The organism is Pseudomonas sp. R5-89-07, assembly GCF_003851685.1.
Taxonomy (GTDB): Bacteria; Pseudomonadota; Gammaproteobacteria; order Pseudomonadales; family Pseudomonadaceae; genus Aquipseudomonas.
The window spans coordinates 2487140-2506873 of the sequence record NZ_CP027727.1; the positions used below are offsets into that span (position 1 = coordinate 2487140).

Sequence of the window (19734 nt, forward strand, 5' to 3'; positions counted from 1 at the left end):
AGCCGCGACGGGACGGCTGATAACGCGACTTAAAAGTCCCAGCGCGTGCTGAGCATGAAGTTGCGCGGTTCGCCATAGGCAGCAGAGTTGTAGAAGCCGATGTTGGTGTAGTAGGACTTGTCGAAAATGTTGTTGATGTTCAGCGTAGTCGACACGTTTTTAGTGAATTGGTAGCGGGCCATCGCGTCTACCAGCCAGTACGACTCCTGGGAGAATTCTTCGTAGCCGCCACGGGGAGAGTTGTAGATGTCCTGCCAGGCCACGCTCTGCCAGCGAGCACCGCCGCCGACGGTCAACTTGTCGAGGTTGCCCTTGAGTTTGTAGGTGGTGTAGAGGCTGACCTGATCTTCGGGTTCGAAGGTGGAAATTTTCACGTCTTTGTCGTCGCGCACGATCTTGTGGGTATAGCCGGCCTGGAGCTGCCATCCCGGAGCCAGTTCGCCGGACATCTCCACTTCATAACCCTTGGTCACCGCCTTGGTACCTTTGAACGCATAGTTCGAAGGGGTGGGCTTGAGGTTGTTGTAATCGTCGTCCGAAACGGAACGGTTGTCTTCATGGATCTCAAAGTAGGCTGCGCTGGCATTTACACGACCGTCCAGGAAATCTGCCTTCAGGCCCAGCTCCCAGTTCTGGCCTTCGTCCGGTTCAAGCAGCTTGTTATCCCTGTCGCGGTTGTAGCTTTCCTGCGGCATGAAGATATCGGTGTAACTGGCGTAGACCGAGTAGGTATCGTTCAGGTCGTACACCGCACCCACATAGGGTACGAAGCGCCCCGACTCGCGATAGCTCGGGTTGTTGCCGGTGACCGTGTAGTTGACTACCCGGCCACCCAGCAGCAGCTTGAGGTCGTCGGCAAGGCTCAGGCGGGTCGTCATGTACATGCCGGTCTGGCGCACGGTGTCGTCGATTTTCGATTGCGGCGTGCCCCAATCCGGTTGCGGGGCGTTGCCGTGCCAGTTGTGGAAGTCCACCAGGTTAGGGGCGAGGTTCCAGTAACCGTTGCCATTCCATTCCGACGAGCTGATAGAGCCACCGAGAACCAGCTCATGCTCGCGGCCACCCAGGCTGAAAGGGCCGCTCACATACAGATCGGCGGAATCGCTGACGGTCTCTCCGGTGTATTTACCCGAAGTGAGCTGTGACGTGCCATCCAATGCTGGCGTATCGCCCTGAATTGACCCCATCAACGCGTGGTAACCGTTGATCTTGTGGTCCAGTTGCAGCTTGGTGATCCAGCCATCCCCCAGGTCGTGCTCCACCATGGCGAAGACGGTGCGGGTGTACTGCTCCCAGCTGCTCCAGTCGGCGGCGTTGTTGAACGAGCGCTTGACGTTGTTGCGATTACCCTGGGCATCGATCAGTGGGAAGCTGCCCGACCACGACGAACCTTTCGGCAGGCTGTCCTGATAATCACCGCCCACAGTCAGCATGGTGTCGGGGGACAGGTCGAACTCCATGATGCCGTAGTAGGTCGGGCTTTTGCGCTCGTAGCGGTCCATGAACGAGTGCTTGTCCTGGTAGGCGGCGACGGCCCGGCCACGGATATTGCCGGTTTCAGTCAGGGGGCCGCTCACATCCAGCTCGCTGCGGTAATTGTCCCAAGAGCCAGCACCCAGCGTGGCATGACCCTGGAACTCGGCGGTCGGTTTCTTGCGTACGAGGTTGATGGTTGCGCCCAGCGAACCTGCACCGGTCAGCAGGCCGGTCGCGCCCTTGAGCACTTCGACACGGTCGTAGATCGCCATGTCGCTCAGGGTATTGCCCGCGGAGTAGGCCACGTTGCGTGCGGTGGACGGGATGCCGTCATACTGGAAGTTGTTGATGGAGAAGCCACGGGCGTAGTAATTGCTGCGCTCGGTATCGAACGCGGAAACGGTGATGCCCGGGGTGTGGCGCATCACGTCGTCCACACTGTTCAAGCCGAAATCGTCCATATGTTGGCGCGTGACGACGGTCACCGACTGCGGGGTTTCCTTAGGTGTCAGAACCAGGCGCGTTGCGGTGGCGATGGAGCCCGGCGTATAGGAACCGGTATTTTCGGTCACGTTACCCAGCATGTTGCCGGTTACCTGAGTCGGACTCAGCTCCAGCCCGCCACCAGTACCGGCAGCGGCCACGGTCAGGGTATTGCCGTTGAGGCTGTAGGTGGTCTGGCTGCCGTTGAGCAATGCATCGATGGCTTGCTGCGGCTGCATCTTGCCGTTGACGGCACGACTGTTCTTGCCCTGCACATCGCCCGGGCTGTACAGCACTTGCACGTTGGCCTGGCGGCCAAATTCCTGCAGCGCGCTCCCCAGCGGCTGCGCAGGAATGTTCAACTCGATCTCCTGGGCCTGCACGTAGCCTGCAATCGGCAGTGACACCGCCAGTGCCAGGGCACTCGGGAGAAGGTTCATGTTCAGGGCCCTGCGCATGGATAACGCTTTGCTCAGGGGGCTGAGACCGAGTCGTGCTGGCATGGATGCTTTCTCTTCTAGGTGTTAAGTGGGCAGTTATTAGTATCTATTGAGGTTAATTCTCATTACCACTAGTGAGACGTTCTTACTCCGCAAAACCGGAAAATAAATTTCACGCCGGCTCCATTTCGTGCACCACCTGGCCGGCGCGCAGCCGCACCAGCTGGTCGGCAATGTCGAAATAACGGTCGTCGTGGCTGATCACGATGATGGTCTTGCCCAGGCGCTTGAGGTCCGGCAGTAGCTCGGTGTAGAAAATCCGGCGGAAGGCCGGGTCCTGGTCGGCGGCCCATTCGTCGAACACCAGCACTGGGCGTTCTTCGAGCCAGGCGTTGACCAGTGCCAGGCGCTTGCGCTGGCCGGTAGAAAGGTCGGTGGTGCTGAACACGCCGTCCTTGACGCTGACCTTGTGCGCGATCTCCAGGCGTTCCAGGTATTGAGTGGCGCTGTCCAGGGACTGGGTGGCGCTGCCTTGCACCAGGTCGTCGAACAGGTAGTAGTCGGAAAACACCGTGGTGAACAGCTGGCGATAGTCGTCGCGCTCAGGGTCGGTGACCGCTTCGCCGTTCAGGCGAATCTCGCCGGCCTGGGGCGAGTACAGGCCCAGCAGCAGTTTGATCAGGGTGGTCTTGCCGCTGCCGTTCTCCCCGACGATGAACACGATGTCGCCTTGCTTGATGCTCAGGTTGATCGGCCCCAGATGGAACGGCTCGCTGCCCTCGACCGCGGGCGGGCTGTAGCTCACGCCGCGCAGTTCGAGGCTTGTGACCACCGGTTTCGGCGCTTCGCTGTCGTCCATCAACAGGTGCGGTTCGGGCGATGAAAAGCGTTCCGACAGCTCGCTGATGCGGCCAAAGGCAATCTTCGCCTTGCCCACCACCGGCAGGTAGCCCAGCAGGTGCTCCAGCGGGCCTTTCATGTACAGCAGCACCAGCACGAAGCCGGTGATCACGGTGGGGTCCGGGTTGGGGTTATACGCCTGCATCGCCAGGGCCAGGCCAATGACTACAAAGAACAGCATCGAGCCAAACGTCTTGGCGAGGATGTAGATGTTGACCGAGCGCACCTGGATATCGCTGATGCGGTCGGCGGTTTCCTGGATGCGATGGGTGTTCATGCGAAACCGTCGCGGCCGGTGCATGCGCAGCTCCTTGGCGCCGGACGCGATCGCGTTGTAGTAACGCTGCAACTCATCCTCATGGCTGCGCGCCAGGTCGAAGCCTTGAATGCCTTTGCCGCCGGCGATGAATTGCACGGCGCTGCCGATAATGATCGCCACCACCATCATCAGGAACATCGGCACCGACAGGTAGGCCAGGTAGCCCAGGCAACCGAGGGTGACCGTGGCCGCGATGGCCAGGGGGGTGAACGCGAAGGAGAAGTCGCTGATGGTGTCGACGTCGTGGGTCAGCACCGGGATCAGGCGGTGGGAGCGATACCGTTCGATCTGCCCGATGGGCGCCGACAGCACCTTCTCGCCCAGGTCCTTGCGCAGCGCGGCGATGATTCGTTGCCCGACGTAGTTGGTGCCGATGTCGGAAATGATCGAACTGAGCAGCGCCACCACGCATAACGCGGCAAAGGTCAGCACCACGCCCTGGGTCATGCCGTTGGCCGAATGCAGCGCATTATTGATCGTGGCCAGCAGCAAGGTAATGGCCAGGCCGCCCACCATGCCGAGGGCGACGGAGACCGTCACGATGGTGCGAAACGGCCGGAGCAGGGCGAGCAAGCCTTTGAAGGCGCCGCGTTTGGGGTCGGTCATAAATACATCCCGGAGAGTGAAAAGAGGGGCTGGGCACGCAGACCCTTACCCATGACAAACGAAGCATCGGCGCGACTATTTAGCGCGGTGCGCCCGGCGGCGCCGACGCGGGATAAATCGCGCGAGGGCTGGTTCGTTCTTGTTGTGTAGGCGCACGGGTATTCACGCCGTGCGTATTCCTTGTGCGAGAGCGAACCAATGACGAAAAAGAACCTGGTGTATGTGTGGTCCCTGAGAAATGCCGCCGCCGACAAGGCCGGGCAGCCGGTGGCCTACAAGGACCATGAGCGCTACATGAAGTCGGTACTGGAATTTCTGGTGGGCTCGCTCAACGACACTTCGCTGGGCGATGCCTACAACCTGGTCGGGGTGGTGTATGACGACGATGAGCAAAACCCACGGGATCAGGCGCTGGTCGCCGATTACGGTTTCGCTTACGCGCCTGGCCGCCAATGGCTGTACCCGGCCGATTTGCGCGTACAGGGCACGCTGGTCAATGACCTGTTGCTGAGCGTGCCGTCGACCTATCGCCGCCTGCCACGGGGCAGCGCCGAACATGTCGCCGGCAAACAGGATTTCGAACGGCGCCTGCACGACACCCTGGTGGAGTTGAAAGCCGACATCGTGGTGCTCGATGGCTTGCTGGTGATCCTCGATGAACTGGTGCGCCCAGGCGCGCCGTTTGCGCGGCGCATCATGAACATCCATCCGGGTATCACACGCATCGAATCGCCTTACGAACGCCGTGGTGCCTATGCCACCTGGAACGCGCTCTACGGTGCGCGTGGGCAGACAGTGGTGGATTGGGCAACCAAGGCCACCAAGCCTTCGGCGCCGCTGTACCTTACCGGCGCGTCGTTCCACTACGTGGACAACGGTATCGACTCCGGCGAAGTGTTCCACGACGTGTTGAGGACCGAGATTTCACCGCAGGACACAATCCTCGAACTGCGCTGGAACAACTTCAACAACAGCCTGTTCCCGGCGTTGCATGAAGGCCTGGAACTGTTGGCTCAGAAGAACTGAATGCAGTTCAAATGTGGGAGGGGGCTTGCCCCCGATGAGGGCGTGTCAGTGCATGCATCGTTGTCTGACACACCGCCATCGGGAGCAAGCCCCCTCCCACATTTGGATCTATTGCGCTATCAGAGATCGCGCACTACCCGGAAGCCAATCCAGTCACCCCGCGTCTGCGGGTAGATGTTGTTGCGGTTGCCTGAGCGGGAAAATACCGGCGCCTCGCCCCAGTCATTGCCACGAATCTGGTAGGCCTCACAGTTGGGCTCCACCCAGGCGCTGCCTTCGGTCGGCGCGCCGATGTAGTTCGGGTGCTCGCAATCGGCAACCCGCTCGTACACGTTGCCATGCATGTCATACAAGCCAAAGGCGTTCGGCGGGTAGCTGCCCACCGGCGACGAATAGCTGTAGCCGTCCGCCGGGCCGTAGGTGTTGGCGTGTTCGGCAATGCTGTAGCCCTTGCCTTCGTCGAACGGGAAGGGGAACGGCCCGCGGGTGCCGGCGCGGGCCGCGTATTCACGTTGGGCCTCGCTGACCATGTGGTAGTTCTGCCCGGTCTTCTTCGACAGCCAGCTCACGTAGCGCTTGATGTCGTCCATGTCCATGCACACGGCTGGCTGGCGTGGCCCCTGGGGGTAGCGTGGCTTGCTGGCGATGCATTCGCGGCCGGGGCGGTCATCGCCGTTGGCGATGGTGACGCCGGTCTGGCGCACGTAGCTGTCCCACTCGCCGGCGGTGATCTGGAAGCGGCTCATGGCGAAGGGCTTGGCAAAGGTGACTTCATGCATCGGGCCTTCGTCGGGCTCGCGGCCGACTTCGTCTTCCGGGGTGCCCATGGTGAACGTACCGGCGGGCAGCACCACCATTTCCGGGCAATCCTTGCAGTCCTTGAAGACTTTGCCCGGTTGCGTCGCGGCCGCCTGGGCCAGGCCGGGGAGCAGGGCGCTGCACAGCGCGGTCAGCGCCAGGGCGGGCAGGGGGTTGAGTCGAAATGGCGTCATGCGAGCGTCTCGTTCAAAGAAAAAAGGGTTCACAACCGCGGGCTCAGCAGCGCCATGAAGCGCTGGATTTCATCCGAATTGTTGAGCAGGCCGGGGGAGGTACGGATTACCGGGCCGACATCGCGGTCCACCGCGTCGATGACCACGCGGTTTTGCAGCATGTGCGCCGCAATCGCGTCGCTGTCCTGGCCCTTGACCCGGAAGAAGGTGAAGCCCGCCGACAGTTCAGGGCTGCGCGGGGTGACCAGTTCTACCTGCGGATGCGCCAGCAGTTGCTCTTTAAGTTCGGTATTGAGCGCATGGATACGCGCCTGCACCGCGGCCTTGCCCAATTGCAGGTGCAACTTGAAGGCTTCGTCGGCGGCCCAGCGATGTTCGAAGGCGTGGTAGCCGCCGGGGGTCATGGTGGTGGCGAAATTCGTGTCTTCGGAAAAGGTCGGCACCATTGGCGTGACGTACCTGTTTTCGGCATCGCGCGCGCACACCAGGCCGGTGCCGCGCGGCCCGAACATCCACTTGTGGGTGCCGGCGATAAAGAAGTCGCAGTGCATGCCCGGAAAGTCGAGGTTTTCCACGCCGAAGCCGTGCACACCGTCGACCACGTAGAGGATGCGGTCGTTGTCGTCGCGGTGGCGATTGTGTTCATCCACCAGTCGGCCGATCTCGCCGATGGGCAATTTGACGCCACTGCCCGACTGCACCCAGGTCATGCCCAGCACCCGCGTGTTGGGGCGGATAGTGCGCTGGATGTTGCCGATAATTTCATCGGCCGACACGCGGCTTGCGCTGTCGAACAGGCGGATGCGGCGCACCTGGGTGCCTTCCCTGCGCACGCGAAAATCCAGCACGTTCTGGGTCGCGTAATGCTCGTGCTCGGTGGTGAGGATTTCCTGGTCGGCGCGCACCTTGATCCCGCCGTAGATCATCGCCAGTCCCTCGGAGGTGCTGCCGGTGAGGGCGATCTGTGGCGGCGTGGCGTTCAGGTAGCGCCCGGCCCACTCGCGCACCTGGCCCTCGCGTTTCCAGGTTTCCTGCAGGTCCCAGTCCATCGCCAGGCCGGGGTTGCGGTCGATCTGCGCGCGGTAGCGTTCGATGGCCTCGCGCACCGGCCTTGGGTGCGAGGCCACCAGGAAGTTGGAGAAGTGCAGGTAATCCGGGTCCTGGTTGAACAGCTGTTTCAGTCCTGCCCATGGGTCGTTCGGGTTGGCTGCCAGCACCTGGGGCATCAGCGCCGTGCCCAGCGGCAGGCTGGCGGCAAAGACCCCGGCCAGCTTGAGGAATGTGCGGCGGTCGCTCATGGCGCTACCTCATGGTTGGCCGAGGGTTTGGCTGCTTTCTGCACCTGGTCCCACACCCGCAGAAAGTTACCGCCCCATAGCTTGGCGATATCGGCTTCGGAGTAGCCGCGCTGGATCAGTTCGGCGGTGACATTGCGCACCTCACCGACGTTCTCCCAACCCTGGAGACCGCCGCCGTCATTGAAGTCCGAGGCGATGCCGACGTGGTCGATGCCGATCTTGCGCACGGTGTAGTCGATGGCATCGCCCCAGTCCTTGAGGGTCGCCTTGGGTTCTTCCTCGAGAATCGCGTACAACTCGCTGGCGTACTGGCCGAAGCGCTGTTCGGACCACGCGGCGATGATCGCGTCGCCCGGCATCAAGGCCATCGCCAGGTTCGGCAGCGGCGGCAAGTCGAAGCGCGCGCGCAGGGCGTTGAGCTTGTCCTGGGTCGGCTGGCTCAGCGGGCGCAGGTAGGCAGGGAAGCCCACCACCTGCACCACGCCGCCACTGCGCTTGATCAGTTGCAGTTCCTTGTCACTGAGGTTGCGCGGGATGTCCACTGACGCCCGTGGTGCCGAGTGGGAGGCCACCATGGGCGTACGGCTCAATTGCGCGACCTGTTCCAGCGCCTTGGTCGACATCTGCGACACATCGATGATCACTCCGAGGTCATTGAGGCGCGCAACCGCTTGCTGGCCGATGGGCGACAGGCCCTCGAGGGCGTCGGCAGTGTCATTGAAGAACGGCAGCGGGCGCGATGAATCCGCCCAGGCGTTGTTGCCGATGTAGCTGAAGCCGAACATGCGCATGCCGCGTGCCGCCCACAGGTCCAGCTGGTTCAGGTCGTTGCCCAGCGGGTAGGCGTTGAGCATGCTGATGAAAATCGCGAACTTGCCTTCGCCGTGCAGGCGGCGCATGTCGTCCGGGGTATAGGCGATGCCCACTTGGTTGGGAAAGTCGCGGACCATGCCGGAGATGATTTTGTAGCGCACCTCTTGCTCGTGGCGGGCCTCTTCGACGAAACCGTCGGTGGGTTTGTGCGGGGCGTTGGCGCCGTTCCAGATTTCCGGCCAGCCGAAGATAGTCAAAGCCGCAGCGGACAAGCGGCCACGCGACGCTTTGGCCAGGTCGAACTGGCCGTTGCCATCCTTGTCGGCTTCATTGCCGGCGGTGCCGAAATCCATGGGCACGGTGATATGGCTGTCGAAGGACAACAGGCGTTCCTGCATGTCATTGGCTTGCTTGATCACCTCCAGCGGGTAGCCGGCGTTGCCCTTGAACCAGTGATCCCAGGCCAGGAAACCGGCCCCGGCAGCGACGGCCAGTGCCAGCGGCAGGCCCAGATACAGCGCCTTTTTCGAACGTGGTTTTGTCATTGCCATCTCAGTCAGTTGAGGCCCGTGCTATCAGGGAAGAACGAGCGATGGCCGGAGAAATTTAGCGGGCGGCGCAGGGCGGTTAAATTTCCCCAGGCGGCAAACGTTCTAGCTCTGATTAAGCCGTTTCCCAAGGTAGACAATGACGATCTCTCGACGTGGGTTCATCGCAGGCCTGGCGCTGACCGGCGCTGCTGTGCCCGCGGCCTTTTATGCCCATCGCGAGCTGACGCGGGAAGAAGAATTCCCGATCACCCCCGGCGAAGCCACGGTCGACCTGGCCGACACCCAGGGCCAGCACCTGGCCAATACCTTGCGCGGCGTGTGGAGCCTGCGCCTGGAAGGCCGCGATGCCGGCCTCAAGGGCCTGCCGTTGCAAGGCCTTGAGCTGCTGCTGGATATCGCTCCCCGAGGGCGTGGCTTGCGCGGTTACCTGGACACCGCCGAGCACCTGCGTGCCGACGGCGAGCCGCGCTACCGCGTATTGGGCGACCTGTTGACGGGCGAGGGCGCCTTGCTCTATTGGCGGCTGATCGACCGCGATTCGGCGGCGGGCATACCGGCCTATGAATTCAAGATGAGCCTGGATGAAGTCTGGGCCGACTTCGGCAATGCCGGCAGCGGCACCTTCAGCGGGCAGATCCTCGACCTCGAGCGGCCCCTGGCATTGACCGAGCGCGACAACCGTTTTATCGCGCACAAACAGCTGTTCCCCGAGGCCCGCCAGCGTATCGGCCTCAACCCGGCCCTGCTGGCGTGGCTGATTTCCCCCGAGCACCGCCTGTTTCACCAACTGTGGCACGCCACCCGTGACCAATGGCACAAACTGTCCGAGGAAAAACGCGAGGCCCTGCGCGGGATTGGCTGGCAACCCGGGCCGCGTGGCCAGGAGCGTGATGCGCGGGGCAAGCGCAAGGACCGTAACGGCTCGGGCATCGACTTCTTCTTCATGCACCGCCATATGCTCGGCACAGCCCGTTCCATGCAGGACTTGCCGTCATGGCCGCATTTTCCCGAGCCGCAACCGGCGCTGGAGCGTGATCGCCTGGGCTTTGTGCGTTACTTCGATAACCATGACGGCTTTGCGCTGCCGCCGTGCTGGTCGGCCCCGGATGACACCGACTACACTCAGTGGGTGAGCGACATCAAGGCCGCCGAGACCTACCACAGCAATTTCCAGGTGTGGGAATCCCAATACCGCGACCCGCGCTACCTGGCCCGATTGACCCTGGGCCAGTTGGGCTCGGAGATGGAACTGGGCCTGCATGACTGGCTGCACATGCGCTGGGCCTCGGTGCCGCGCGACCCGTCCAACGGCGCCCCGGTGCCGTTTGCCCGCGACCCTGCGGACTTTGCGGCGCGCTGGTACGCACCGGAGAATGACTTTCTCGGTGATCCATTTTCATCCCATGTCAATCCGGTGTTCTGGCACTTTCATGGCTGGATCGACGACCGTATCGAAGACTGGTTTCGCGCCCACGAACGGTTCAATCCCGGCGAGGTGACCCGGCTCGAGGTCAATGGCGTGGCCTGGTTCGCGCCGGGGCGCTGGGTTGAAATCAGCGACCCCTGGTTGGGCCCGGACACCCACGGCTGCAGCACCACGCCGGGGTTGCAGCAGGGGCGCTCACTGGAAATGGACCCGGAAATCATGAAGCTGGCCCTGCGCATCACCTTCAACGACGATGAAGAACGGCTCAAGGGCCTGTTCAAGCGCGTGCCGCAGCGACCCTGGTATGCGCGGCACCTCAAGGTCAACGGCAAAGCATAAGGAACGGCGCATTACCTGTGGCGAGGGAGCTTGCTCCCGCGACGGCCTGCCAATCGCCACAAAATATAGAGTGGGGCAGCTTCAGGACTGCTGCGCAGTCCAACGGGAGCAAGCTTCCTCGCCACAGAGTGGACGCTTTCAGGTCTGTTCGTCGTCCCGCAACTGTGCGCTCATCGCATCACAACTGCGCGCCCAGTCGCTCATCCATTGCGGCATCGGTGGCGAAGTCTCATCCAGGCCCAGCGCTCGCACGAACTCCGCTGGGGGCAGGGTGCCCTTGGTGGAGCGAAACAGCCCGCGTATCACCACCACACCGATAACCCGGCCATTGCTGAAAAACCGGTGCTCCATCAGGCTCCACTTGTGGTCCCAGCCGAGCATGCGGGTGTGCACTTCGAATACCTCAAACAGCTTCAGCTCGCGGCGAAACTTGCCCCAGGTGTCGCCCACGATCGGCACGGCTTTGTGGCGCAAGGCCACGCGAAAGGCGCCCGTGCGCAGGACGAAATCCATGCGTGCCACATCCGCCAGGGAGAAATACCGGCCATTGGTAACATGTCGGTTGAGGTCCAGGTCCAGCGGCCACACGCGCATGCGCACCACGGTGGTGGCCAGGCCATGGGCCGGTGTGCGCCAGGGGCGACGCAGCAGCATGCGTAACAGTCGAAACCATAAATTCATAAGAACGCCAATCAGTTGGTCGATGGCGGCACTGTACGGAGGTGAAATCGACTAAGGTAGGTGCGCAAATGACTTATTTCATGCGAAAAGCGCAAGCAGGCTTCTTAAATGCACATTACCTTGCTTCTGGCTGACCAATGCTCCGCGGCCAACGCCACACTGGCCGTGGAAATGCTCAGCGCAGCCAACCTGTTCGCCGACAAACCGGCCTTCGAGGTGGTGCTGGCTTCCCTGGACGGCCAGGCGGTCGCGACTTGGGGCGGGCAGCGCCTGCAGGTGCAGTATTCCCTGGCGCAGGTCGTGCGCACCGACCTGGTGCTGATCCCCGGTTTTCTGTTTACGTTGAAACAAGCCCTGCCGACGTTTGCTGCTTACGGCCCGTGGCTGCGCGAGCAACACGGGCAAGGCGCGGTGCTGGCCTCGATGTGCACGGCTGCGTTTTTGCTGGCCGAGTCGGGTCTGTTGCACGGTGCGCGCGCCACCACCCATTGGGCATTTGCCGCGTTGTTCCGGCGCCGCTATGCCCAGGTCAGCCTGGATGACGCACAGATTCTCTGTGAAGAAAACCGCTTGATCACCTGCGGCGGCGCGACGGCGGCGATGGACCTGATGCTGCACCTGATCCGCCGTTTCGGCTCACCGGAGCTGGCGCATACCTGCAGCAAATACTTGCTGATTGATAACGTGCGCACCGAGCAATCGGTGTATGCCCTGTGGTCGCTACCCAAGAGTCACGGCGACGGCGAAATACTGCGGGTGCAGCATTGGCTGGAGCAGCACTTCGCCCAGCCGGTATTGATCGATGACGTGGCGCAGCGCTTCGGCTTTGGCGTGCGCAATTTCAAGCGAAGGTTCAAGGAAGCCACCGGCTATACGCCTATCGGTTATCTGCAAACCCTGCGCCTTGAGCGGGCCAAGCAGATGCTTGAGTCGACCCGTATGACCCTCGACAGCATCACCTACGCTGTCGGTTATGAAGACAGCAACTCGTTTCGGCGCCTGTTCCAGCAACGTGTGGGCATGTTGCCCGCGGCGTATCGAAAGAGATTTTTGAGTGCGCTGCCTTGAGCGACCTAAATCGAAGACGAAAAAAAACCGGCTGATCAGGCCGGTTTGGGGTGCCCCTTCAACAGCAGGGGTTATACGTGGTTGCTCAGCAGACGATCCGAACCACCTTCAGCCAGGCCACGTTCCTGCAGGCGATCCGCACCACCTTCAGCCAGGCCACGTTCCTGCAGACGATCCGCACCGCCTTCAGCCAGGCCACGTTCCTGCAAGCGATCCGCACCGCCTTCAGCCAGGCCGCGTTCCTGCAGGCGATCCGCACCGCCTTCGGCAACGCGGGTTTCAATCAAACGGTCGGCACCGCCTTCAGCGACTACCGGGTGAGCGAAAGCGTTTGCAGCGAGTACCGAGAAAGCAAGGCTAAGCAAGAGTTGGCGTTTCATGAGAGTGTGCTCCGAGTGTCTTGGTTGGGTGCCGTTTGGCATGGGTTTGATGTTACGCGCCGCATTTTTTAAGAGAACTTCATTGCGCTGATGGTGACTATCGATGCCAGCGATGATCCTGTGCGGACCATCACTGCGAGCGTCATGGCATCTGCGGCAGATCATTGGGGCGCAGGTCAAACACCAGCACCTCGGCATCCTCGCCCTGGCTCAGGCGAAGCTGGCGCTCGTCCCGTACCCGTACGCCGTCGCCTTCCTGCAAGCGCTGGCCATTGAGTTCAACGCTGCCACGCGCCACATGGACGTAGGCGTAGCGATTCGGCGGCAAGTCCAGTTGCGCGCTTTCGTCGCCGTCGAACAGTCCGGCATACACCCGCGCATCCTGGCGCACATTCAACGAACCATTGGCTCCGTCCGGCGAGATGATCAACTGCAAGCGCCCGCGTTTCTGGGCCTCGCTGAAGTGCTCCTGCTGATAGCGCGGCTTGGCCCCGGCTTCGTTGGGCACGATCCAGATTTGCAGGAAGTGCACGCCAAGGCGTTGGCTGTGGTTGAACTCGCTGTGGGCCACGCCGCTGCCGGCGCTCATCAGTTGTACATCGCCGGGGCGGATCACCGAGCCGGTGCCCAGGGTGTCCTTGTGTTCCAGGGCACCCTCGAGTACATACGAGAAGATTTCCATGTCGCGGTGCGGGTGCTGGCCGAAGCCTTTACCGGCGGCGACGCGGTCATCGTTGATCACCAGCAGGTCGGAAAAACCCTGCTCCTTGGGGTTCCAGTAGTTGGCGAAGGAAAAGGTATGGAATGACTTCAACCAACCGTGATTGGCGGCGCCGCGTTCGGAAGCTTTGCGAAGGGTCAGCATGGTCCAGTCCTCAAGTGAGCGCGGGCTGCGAAATGCAGAGCGCTTGCGTTGAGAAGAAGGTTAATGGTTAACCGATAATTCATTAAGAAGATCAAATTTGAATAACTGTCACCTGTAGGTTGACAGTAGCAGGCATGCCATAATGCCCGACGCATTCCTTCCCGATGGACGTTTCCCGCCTATGAAAACCGTGGCCATGGCGCTGTTTCCGGACTTCCTGCTGCTCGACATGGCCGGGCCGCTCGAAGTGTTTTCGATTGCCAACCGCTACCTGCCGGCGGCCGACCACTACCGCATCCTGACCCTCGGCACTGAGCCCGGGCCGTTGCGTGCGTCCAATGGTGTGATGGTCCAGACCGACCTGCTGCTGGACCAGGCCCACACGGCGTACGACTTGCTACTGGTGCCCGGCGGGCCGGGTGCCTATAACGAATGCCATCCCGCGCTGTTGCCGTGGCTCAATGCAACGGCGCCACTGGCCCGGCGTTTCGGCTCCATCTGCACCGGCGCCTTTGTGCTCGGGCATGCCGGCTTGCTGGATGGTCACCGCGTGACCACCCATTGGCATTACACCGAGCGTCTGATCAAGGCGTTCCCCAACGCCATCGTCGAGACCGATCGCATTTACTTGCAGGACCGGCGCCTGATTACCTCGGGTGGCGTCACGGCCGGTATCGACCTGGCCCTGTCGGTTGTTGCCCAGGACCATGGCAAGCAAGTGGCGGTGGACGTCGCCAAGGTGCTGTTGGTGGTGATGAAACGCCAGGGTGGCCAGGCCCAGTTCAGCCCGATGACCGCCGCCGTGGCGCCCCAGGAAACCGCGATCACGCGGGTGCAGCACCATGTGCTGGCCCATCTGGATCAACCCTTTACCATCGAGTCCATGGCCGAGCTGGCCGGCATGAGTGCGCGCCACTTTGCGCGATTGTTCGCCAAGGAGGTGCAGATGACGCCCATGGCGTTCCTGCAAGGCGCGCGCATCGACCGGGCCCGGCAGTTGCTGGAAACCACCGACCTGCCGCTCAAGACCGTGGCCTTTCACGCAGGCTTTGGCAGCGTGCGGCATATGCGCTTTCTGTTCAGTGAAAAGCTCGGCCTGAACCCTACCCAATACCGACAACAGTTCAGTTAACGACACAATGTCCGTCTGAGGCACCCGATTGTCCGTATCGCTCCCCGTGCCGGTATTGTCCTGTCATTGCGAGCTGGCAAGATAACGTCGAGCCCACGGAAAAGGAGCGCAGGCACTCAAGCACGGGTGTTTCAGCGCGGTTACGGACATGAATGATTCTGCGGCGGTGAGCTTTGGCCCCTACACCTTTCATCGGCACCAGCGACTGGTCAGCAAGTCAGGCTGGCCGGTGCCGCTGGGGGGGCGTGCGCTGGATATTCTCGCGGTGCTGCTGGAAGCACCGGGCCAATTCATCAGCAAGGCGACTTTGATCGAGCGGGTCTGGCCCAACAGCATTGTCGAAGATAATAACCTGCGCGTGCACATTGCCGCCCTGCGTCGTGCCCTGGACGGGCAACGCTTTATCCTCAATCACCCGCAGCGTGGCTACTGCTTCGCCGCGCCCGAGCAAGACACGTTGCCGACGTTGCTGCCAGCGCACAACCTGGCTGCGCGGCTCAGCCCGGTGCTCGGTCGCGAAGAGCTGGTCGGCGTGCTGGTGCGGCGCATGGCCGGGCAGCGGCTGCTGACCCTTACCGGTGTGGCCGGCATCGGCAAGAGTACCCTGGCCCTGGCCCTGGCCGAGCGCCTGTTGCCACGCTATCGCGACGGGGTCTGGTGGGTCGACATGACCGGTCTGCAAGGCTTGAGCGAACTGCTCGGCCATCTGGCCACGCTGTTGCAACTGGACCCCGTCGACAGCCTCGATGCGCTGTGCCGCCGATTGGCCTCGCGCCAGTTGCTGCTGGTACTGGACGGGGCCGATCTGCTGCTCGGTGCCTGCCGCAAGCTGCTGCGCGTCCTGGGTGAACGAGCGCCCGAGATCAGCGTGTTGATCAGCAGTCGCGAGGCCTTGCTGACCCCTGGCGAATGGCTGGTACGCGTGCCCCGGCTGGGGGTGCCGTCACCGTCGGCATTGGTCGATATCCAGCAGGCCATGGCCTGTCCCGCGGTGCAACTGTTCGTGGCAAGGGTGCGCGCCAGCCAGCAAGGGTTTGCGTTGCGGCCCCAGGACCTGGCGCCATTGCGCGATATCTGTCGGCGCCTGGACGGTATCCCCTTGGCCCTTGAACTGGCGGCCGCCCAGGTCGACGCGCTGGGCATCGGCGGTGTGCACAAGCAACTGCGCACCGGCTTGCAAGGGCTTACCCGTGGCCGGCGCACGGCGGTGGAACGTCACCGCTCGCTGATCGCCGCGCTGGACTTCAGCTACACACGCCTGAGCCTGCCGGAGTGCTGGCTGTTTCTGCAGTTGAGCTTGTTCAAAACGGCGGTGACCTTGCCCACCTTGAGCGAAATGGTAGCGGGTACCGAGCTGGAACACGCCGACCTGTCTTACCTGCTGGCGCGCCTGGTCAACACCTCGCTGCTCGCCATCGAGCCCGGCCTGGGCCCGGTGCGCTATCGCCTGCTCAATTGCGTGCGCAGCTACGCCCTGGGGCAATTGCGTGACCCGCTTCAAGTCGAACGTTTGCAGCAGGGCTACGAGGATTGCGTGGGGGGTTCTTCAGGCCGGCCGTTTGTCCTGCAGCTCGTCGAGCAGGCAGCGTGCGCGCAATAGATCACGGGTGGCGAAGCCTTCGGTGAACTGCGCGTAGACTGCGCCGAGCAACTCCCTGGCCGCCTGCGGGTGCCCGCGCTGCTGCCACAATTGCGCCAGGTCGCCCGCACAGCGCAGCTCCCAGGCCAGCGCACCTTGCCGGCGCGCCAGGTCAAGGGCTTCGAGCAGCAGCGTTTCAGCGCCGTGAGCATCACCCTGGAGCATCGCTTGCCCGGCGTACACCCGCAGGATTTCCGGCGCGCACCAGCCCGCCGCGCCACTGCGTGCCCGTTCGATACCCGGTGCATCGACTTGCTTCATGCCGAAGGTGACCAGGGTGTCCTCGATCAGTCCCAGGCCCTGTAGATCCTTGTCGTCCATGATGCCGGCGTAGTGCCCGGCCCAGGTCTGGAACAGTTGCACCGAGTGCTTGTGCGATTGCTCCAGCAGCAGGCGTTGCATGGCCTGTGCGTCGTCTTCGGCACCGTTGTAGCGGGCGATCACCGCACCGGCCAGGGCCAGGGTGTAGCAGATCGATGTGCCGTGGTTGATCTGCAGCGCCAGTTCCAGCGCCTGGCTGGCGGTGCGCCAGGCGCGTTCAGGAAAACCCTGCAGCCAGAGGATGCGCGCCAGCACGGTCAAGGACGCCACGCTCTGGTCGTATTGCACGCCGACGCCATGGGCGAAGCGGTTCACGTGGCCGCTGTGACTCATGCGCTGCAGCACCTGCTCGGCCTGCTGTCGGGCCAGGGCCTGATTGCCGGTGTAATGCTGCACCAGGGCGCGCAAGCGTTGGGCGCTCAGGTCCAGCAGCGGCTCGGTGCGTGGGTCGAGGCGATCGAACTGCAGGCTCTGTTCCAGCGCTTGGCCATAGCGCCCGGCACACAGGTTCACCGCCATATGCCCGGAGACCGCACGCAACTGGCCGGCCAGGTCCTGGCGCTCTTCGGCCAGGCGTGCGGCACCGACGAATGCGGCAATGGTTTGGGGCGCAGGGCCCAGGGCGTGGTAAGAGAGGCTGCCCAGGGCCAATTGCAGTTGCAGGGTCAATTGCGCGCAGGGCGCTTCGACCTGGTCGATCAGCGCCAGCGCCTTGTCCACATAGCCGCCGTGCTCGCGCAGCAACGACAGTTCTTGCCACAGGGGCATCGCACTGACCGTCAGGCGAATCGCCAACAAGTGCCCCGTGGCGTCGGCAAACCCCCAGTCGAGGGCCGCGCGCACATCTTCGCGCAGCGGTGCGTAGCGCTCGATCCAGGGCAGCGTGGCGATCAGTTCCCAATCGTCCTCGGCCTGTTCCATCAGGGCCAGGCAGCGTGCCGCGTGCCGTTCGCGCGTGACCTGCAGCTCGCCCGCAAGGCTGAGCTTTTCCAGGGCGTAGGTACGGGTGATGTCGTGCAGGCGATAGACCATCTCGTCATCGCTGGCATCCACATTCAGCAGCGACTTGGCCACCAGTTGCGTGATCGAGCCGAGCACTTCGGCCGGGGCGATGTGCTCGCCGGCGATCACGGCCGCCGCGCTGACCAGGCTGAAGCCGCCACGAAACACCGCCAACCTGCGCAGGCAGATCTTTTCGCATTCGGTAAGCAGGTCAAAACTCCAGTCCAGCGTGGCCCGCAGGGTTTGCTGGCGGGGCAGGGCGCTGCGCCGGCCGCGGGTCAGCAGGCGGAAGTTATCTTCCATTTGCACCAGCAGCCCGGACAAGCCAAAGCGTTCGATCTGCGCGGCCACCAGCTCGATCGCCAGGGGAATGCCGTCCAGGCGCTGGCAGATATCGATCGCCAGCGGCAGTTCGGCGTCGTTGAGGGCAAAGCTGTCCTGGTGGGACATGGCTCGCTCGATCAGCAATTGCATGGCCGGGTAGCCCAGGGCCTGGGCGCGGTTGCCGGTGGCGGGCGGGCAGCTCAGCGGCTCCAGGCGTTGCACCGATTCGCCTTCGGCGCGCAGCGCTTCGCGGCTGGTGGTGAGGATGTGCAGCTGCGGCGCATGGCGCAGCAGGGTTTCGCTGATCAGGGCGATGTCGTCGAGCAGGTGCTCGCAGTTGTCGATCACCAGCAGCAGCTGGCGTGCCTGCAAGCTGCGGGCGAAGCTGACCAGGGGCGCGTTCTCGCCAGGGGCCACGCCAAGCAGGGTGGCGAGGTTGGGCAGGATCATCGAGGCGGCACTGAGCGGCGCCAGGTCCAGCAGGTGAATGCCGTCGCGGTAGTGCCCGATCAGCAGCTCGGCCACGCGCAGGGCGACGGTGGTCTTGCCGATGCCACCGGCACCGGTCAGGGTGATGAAGCGTTGCTGCGGCAGTTGTTGCACCAGGGCGTCGATCAGTGCCTGGCGGCCGATCATTCGTGTGCGCCGCAGGGGCAGGTTATGGCTCGGCCGTTGTGGAGCGCCGTCGGTGGGTAGCGTCATCGGTTCGATGCTCAGTGGCGCGACAAAACTGTAGCCGCGCTGGGCGACCGTGACGATATAGCGCTGCCCGGCCTGGCCGTCGCCCAGGGCCTTGCGCAACGCGGCCATGTGCACCCGCAAGTTGCCGTCTTCCACTACGCTTTTGGGCCACACCCGCGCGATCAGTTCCTGCTTGCTCACCACATTGCCGGCGTGCTCGAGCAGGATCAGCAGAATGTCCACCGCGCGTCGCCCCAGGCGCAGCGGGCGACCGGCCTCCAGCACCAGGCGCTCGCGCGGATGGATGCGGTAGGGGCCGAAGTGCACGGCCTGGTCGCTCAAATCATTCATGGCTGCCCAGGTTCAGGAATAAAGAGTGGGCCAGCATATTCCAGGTGCGTCCAGACCACTAGGCTGCGATCACCTCGGGTTTGGAGCGCGAGTGGTGGTTTCGCCAGGTCATCGGGTTCACCCCCTCGCTGCGGGTGAACATGTGACAGAAGTGCGCCTGGTCGCAAAAACCGCACTCCAGACTGATCTGCGTAAGGCTCAGGGACGAGCTGGTGATCAGTTCCTTGGCGCGCAGGATGCGCTGCTGGCGAATCCATTCCTGGGGCGAGGCTCCGGTGGAACACTTGAAGGCTCGGGAAAAATGGCTGCGCGACAAGGCGCAGGCCTGGGCCAGCTCGGCGATGCTCAGGCTTTCGCCGAGGTTGGCCAGGATCAGCTGCTTGGCGATACGCTCGCGCCGGGGGCATAGGCCTCCGGTGGCGGATAAACGAGGGGCATATTGCTCGAGTCGGGCCATGACAAATATCCGCAGTCGATGGGAGCGTTCCCGGTGAATGGATGCAGTGTAGACGCCGCTTATCTTGTTGCCGGGCCGCCTGGCTGACGAGTTAATCGTTGTTAATTTCGCCAGGTGAGGGCGCGGAAAAGACAGCACAGGTATGCAATCCCCTGCGTTGCGGG

Annotated in this window: 15 protein-coding genes; 5 read left to right on the forward strand and 10 right to left on the reverse strand. The window is 62.8% G+C overall.

Translation table 11 applies throughout. From position 1 onward, the window contains the following. Nucleotides 1-29: 29 nt before the first annotated feature. Both C4J94_RS11410 and C4J94_RS11415 read right to left on the reverse strand, forming a co-directional pair. Entirely contained in the window at nucleotides 30-2417 is a 2388-nt protein-coding gene (locus C4J94_RS11410; protein ID WP_124388959.1) for a TonB-dependent siderophore receptor, read from the reverse strand. Nucleotides 2418-2571: 154 nt separating this feature from the next. Next, complete coding sequence (locus C4J94_RS11415) at nucleotides 2572-4224, reverse strand: cyclic peptide export ABC transporter (protein ID WP_124386247.1); 1653 nt, start codon at nucleotides 4222-4224, stop codon at nucleotides 2572-2574. Between the two features lie 198 nt (nucleotides 4225-4422). Here C4J94_RS11415 and C4J94_RS11420 point away from each other — a divergent pair, with 198 nt between their 5' ends. Then, nucleotides 4423-5250 (forward strand): N(5)-hydroxyornithine transformylase PvdF, encoded by an 828-nt coding sequence (locus C4J94_RS11420; protein WP_124386248.1) that lies wholly within the window; start codon nucleotides 4423-4425, stop codon nucleotides 5248-5250. 119 nt (nucleotides 5251-5369) lie between these two features. Here C4J94_RS11420 and C4J94_RS11425 read toward each other — a convergent pair whose 3' ends face one another. From C4J94_RS11425 to pvdM, 3 genes are read right to left on the reverse strand one after another with little or no spacing between them, the layout of a single operon-like run. Beyond that, the gene (locus C4J94_RS11425) at nucleotides 5370-6242 is read right to left on the reverse strand and encodes a formylglycine-generating enzyme family protein (RefSeq protein WP_124386249.1); all 873 of its coding nucleotides are present in this window, start codon (nucleotides 6240-6242) and stop codon (nucleotides 5370-5372) included. A 29-nt stretch (nucleotides 6243-6271) separates the two neighbouring features. Continuing rightward, entirely contained in the window at nucleotides 6272-7540 is a 1269-nt protein-coding gene (locus C4J94_RS11430) for an aminotransferase class V-fold PLP-dependent enzyme (protein ID WP_124386250.1), read from the reverse strand. After that, nucleotides 7537-8898 carry a pyoverdine-tailoring dipeptidase-like protein PvdM gene (pvdM, locus tag C4J94_RS11435; RefSeq protein ID WP_124386251.1) on the reverse strand — a complete coding sequence of 454 codons (1362 nt, stop codon included), beginning with the start codon at nucleotides 8896-8898 and terminating at the stop codon, nucleotides 7537-7539. The genes C4J94_RS11430 and pvdM overlap by 4 nt, the downstream gene beginning before the upstream one ends. A 142-nt stretch (nucleotides 8899-9040) precedes the next feature. On the opposite strand from pvdM, the gene C4J94_RS11440 reads away from it, so the two are divergent. Beyond that, a complete protein-coding gene (locus C4J94_RS11440) occupies nucleotides 9041-10669 on the forward strand; it encodes a PvdJ/PvdD/PvdP-like protein (protein WP_124386252.1) in 1629 nt (542 codons plus the stop codon). Nucleotides 10670-10807: 138 nt separating this feature from the next. On the opposite strand, the gene C4J94_RS11445 is transcribed toward C4J94_RS11440, so the two are convergent. Further along, nucleotides 10808-11350, reverse strand: coding sequence for a thioesterase family protein (locus tag C4J94_RS11445; RefSeq protein ID WP_124386253.1), 543 nt, complete (start codon nucleotides 11348-11350; stop codon nucleotides 10808-10810). Between the two features lie 108 nt (nucleotides 11351-11458). Between C4J94_RS11445 and C4J94_RS11450 the strand changes: the two genes are divergently transcribed. After that, the gene (locus C4J94_RS11450; RefSeq protein ID WP_124386254.1) at nucleotides 11459-12418 is read left to right on the forward strand and encodes a GlxA family transcriptional regulator; all 960 of its coding nucleotides are present in this window, start codon (nucleotides 11459-11461) and stop codon (nucleotides 12416-12418) included. A 71-nt stretch (nucleotides 12419-12489) separates the two neighbouring features. Here C4J94_RS11450 and C4J94_RS11455 read toward each other — a convergent pair whose 3' ends face one another. Together C4J94_RS11455 and C4J94_RS11460 are read right to left on the reverse strand one after the other, a co-directional pair. Next, nucleotides 12490-12798 (reverse strand): hypothetical protein, encoded by a 309-nt coding sequence (locus C4J94_RS11455; protein ID WP_124386255.1) that lies wholly within the window; start codon nucleotides 12796-12798, stop codon nucleotides 12490-12492. 142 nt (nucleotides 12799-12940) lie between these two features. Next, nucleotides 12941-13663 (reverse strand): pirin family protein, encoded by a 723-nt coding sequence (locus C4J94_RS11460; RefSeq protein ID WP_124386256.1) that lies wholly within the window; start codon nucleotides 13661-13663, stop codon nucleotides 12941-12943. A 181-nt stretch (nucleotides 13664-13844) separates the two neighbouring features. Here C4J94_RS11460 and C4J94_RS11465 point away from each other — a divergent pair, with 181 nt between their 5' ends. Together C4J94_RS11465 and C4J94_RS11470 are read left to right on the forward strand one after the other, a co-directional pair. Further along, nucleotides 13845-14795 carry a GlxA family transcriptional regulator gene (locus C4J94_RS11465; RefSeq protein WP_124388960.1) on the forward strand — a complete coding sequence of 317 codons (951 nt, stop codon included), beginning with the start codon at nucleotides 13845-13847 and terminating at the stop codon, nucleotides 14793-14795. Nucleotides 14796-14943: 148 nt separating this feature from the next. Then, entirely contained in the window at nucleotides 14944-16395 is a 1452-nt protein-coding gene (locus C4J94_RS11470; RefSeq protein ID WP_124386257.1) for a winged helix-turn-helix domain-containing protein, read from the forward strand. On the opposite strand, the gene C4J94_RS11475 is transcribed toward C4J94_RS11470, so the two are convergent. Continuing rightward, nucleotides 16342-19113, reverse strand: a complete 2772-nt coding sequence (locus tag C4J94_RS11475) for a winged helix-turn-helix domain-containing protein (protein WP_124386258.1) — start codon at nucleotides 19111-19113, stop codon at nucleotides 16342-16344. The two genes, C4J94_RS11470 and C4J94_RS11475, sit on opposite strands and share 54 nt — an antisense overlap. A gap of 58 nt (nucleotides 19114-19171) precedes the next feature. Continuing rightward, the gene (locus C4J94_RS11480; RefSeq protein ID WP_124386259.1) at nucleotides 19172-19570 is read right to left on the reverse strand and encodes a helix-turn-helix domain-containing protein; all 399 of its coding nucleotides are present in this window, start codon (nucleotides 19568-19570) and stop codon (nucleotides 19172-19174) included. Between the last annotated feature and the right edge of the window lie 164 nt (nucleotides 19571-19734).

Bases quoted from the DNA above. Each gene is read 5' to 3' on its own strand.
- C4J94_RS11445 (WP_124386253.1), bottom strand. From the start codon at position 11,350: ATGAATTTATGGTTTCGACTGTTACGCATGCTGCTGCGTCGCCCCTGG.
- pvdM (WP_124386251.1), bottom strand. From the start codon at position 8,898: ATGACAAAACCACGTTCGAAAAAGGCGCTGTATCTGGGCCTGCCGCTG.
- C4J94_RS11455 (WP_124386255.1), bottom strand. From the start codon at position 12,798: ATGAAACGCCAACTCTTGCTTAGCCTTGCTTTCTCGGTACTCGCTGCA.
- C4J94_RS11410 (WP_124388959.1), bottom strand. From the start codon at position 2,417: ATGCGCAGGGCCCTGAACATGAACCTTCTCCCGAGTGCCCTGGCACTG.
- C4J94_RS11465 (WP_124388960.1), top strand. From the start codon at position 13,845: ATGAAAACCGTGGCCATGGCGCTGTTTCCGGACTTCCTGCTGCTCGAC.
- C4J94_RS11450 (WP_124386254.1), top strand. From the start codon at position 11,459: ATGCACATTACCTTGCTTCTGGCTGACCAATGCTCCGCGGCCAACGCC.
- C4J94_RS11460 (WP_124386256.1), bottom strand. From the start codon at position 13,663: ATGCTGACCCTTCGCAAAGCTTCCGAACGCGGCGCCGCCAATCACGGT.
- C4J94_RS11415 (WP_124386247.1), bottom strand. From the start codon at position 4,224: ATGACCGACCCCAAACGCGGCGCCTTCAAAGGCTTGCTCGCCCTGCTC.
- C4J94_RS11440 (WP_124386252.1), top strand. From the start codon at position 9,041: ATGACGATCTCTCGACGTGGGTTCATCGCAGGCCTGGCGCTGACCGGC.
- C4J94_RS11430 (WP_124386250.1), bottom strand. From the start codon at position 7,540: ATGAGCGACCGCCGCACATTCCTCAAGCTGGCCGGGGTCTTTGCCGCC.
- C4J94_RS11425 (WP_124386249.1), bottom strand. From the start codon at position 6,242: ATGACGCCATTTCGACTCAACCCCCTGCCCGCCCTGGCGCTGACCGCG.
- C4J94_RS11480 (WP_124386259.1), bottom strand. From the start codon at position 19,570: ATGGCCCGACTCGAGCAATATGCCCCTCGTTTATCCGCCACCGGAGGC.
- C4J94_RS11470 (WP_124386257.1), top strand. From the start codon at position 14,944: ATGAATGATTCTGCGGCGGTGAGCTTTGGCCCCTACACCTTTCATCGG.
- C4J94_RS11475 (WP_124386258.1), bottom strand. From the start codon at position 19,113: ATGAATGATTTGAGCGACCAGGCCGTGCACTTCGGCCCCTACCGCATC.
- C4J94_RS11420 (WP_124386248.1), top strand. From the start codon at position 4,423: ATGACGAAAAAGAACCTGGTGTATGTGTGGTCCCTGAGAAATGCCGCC.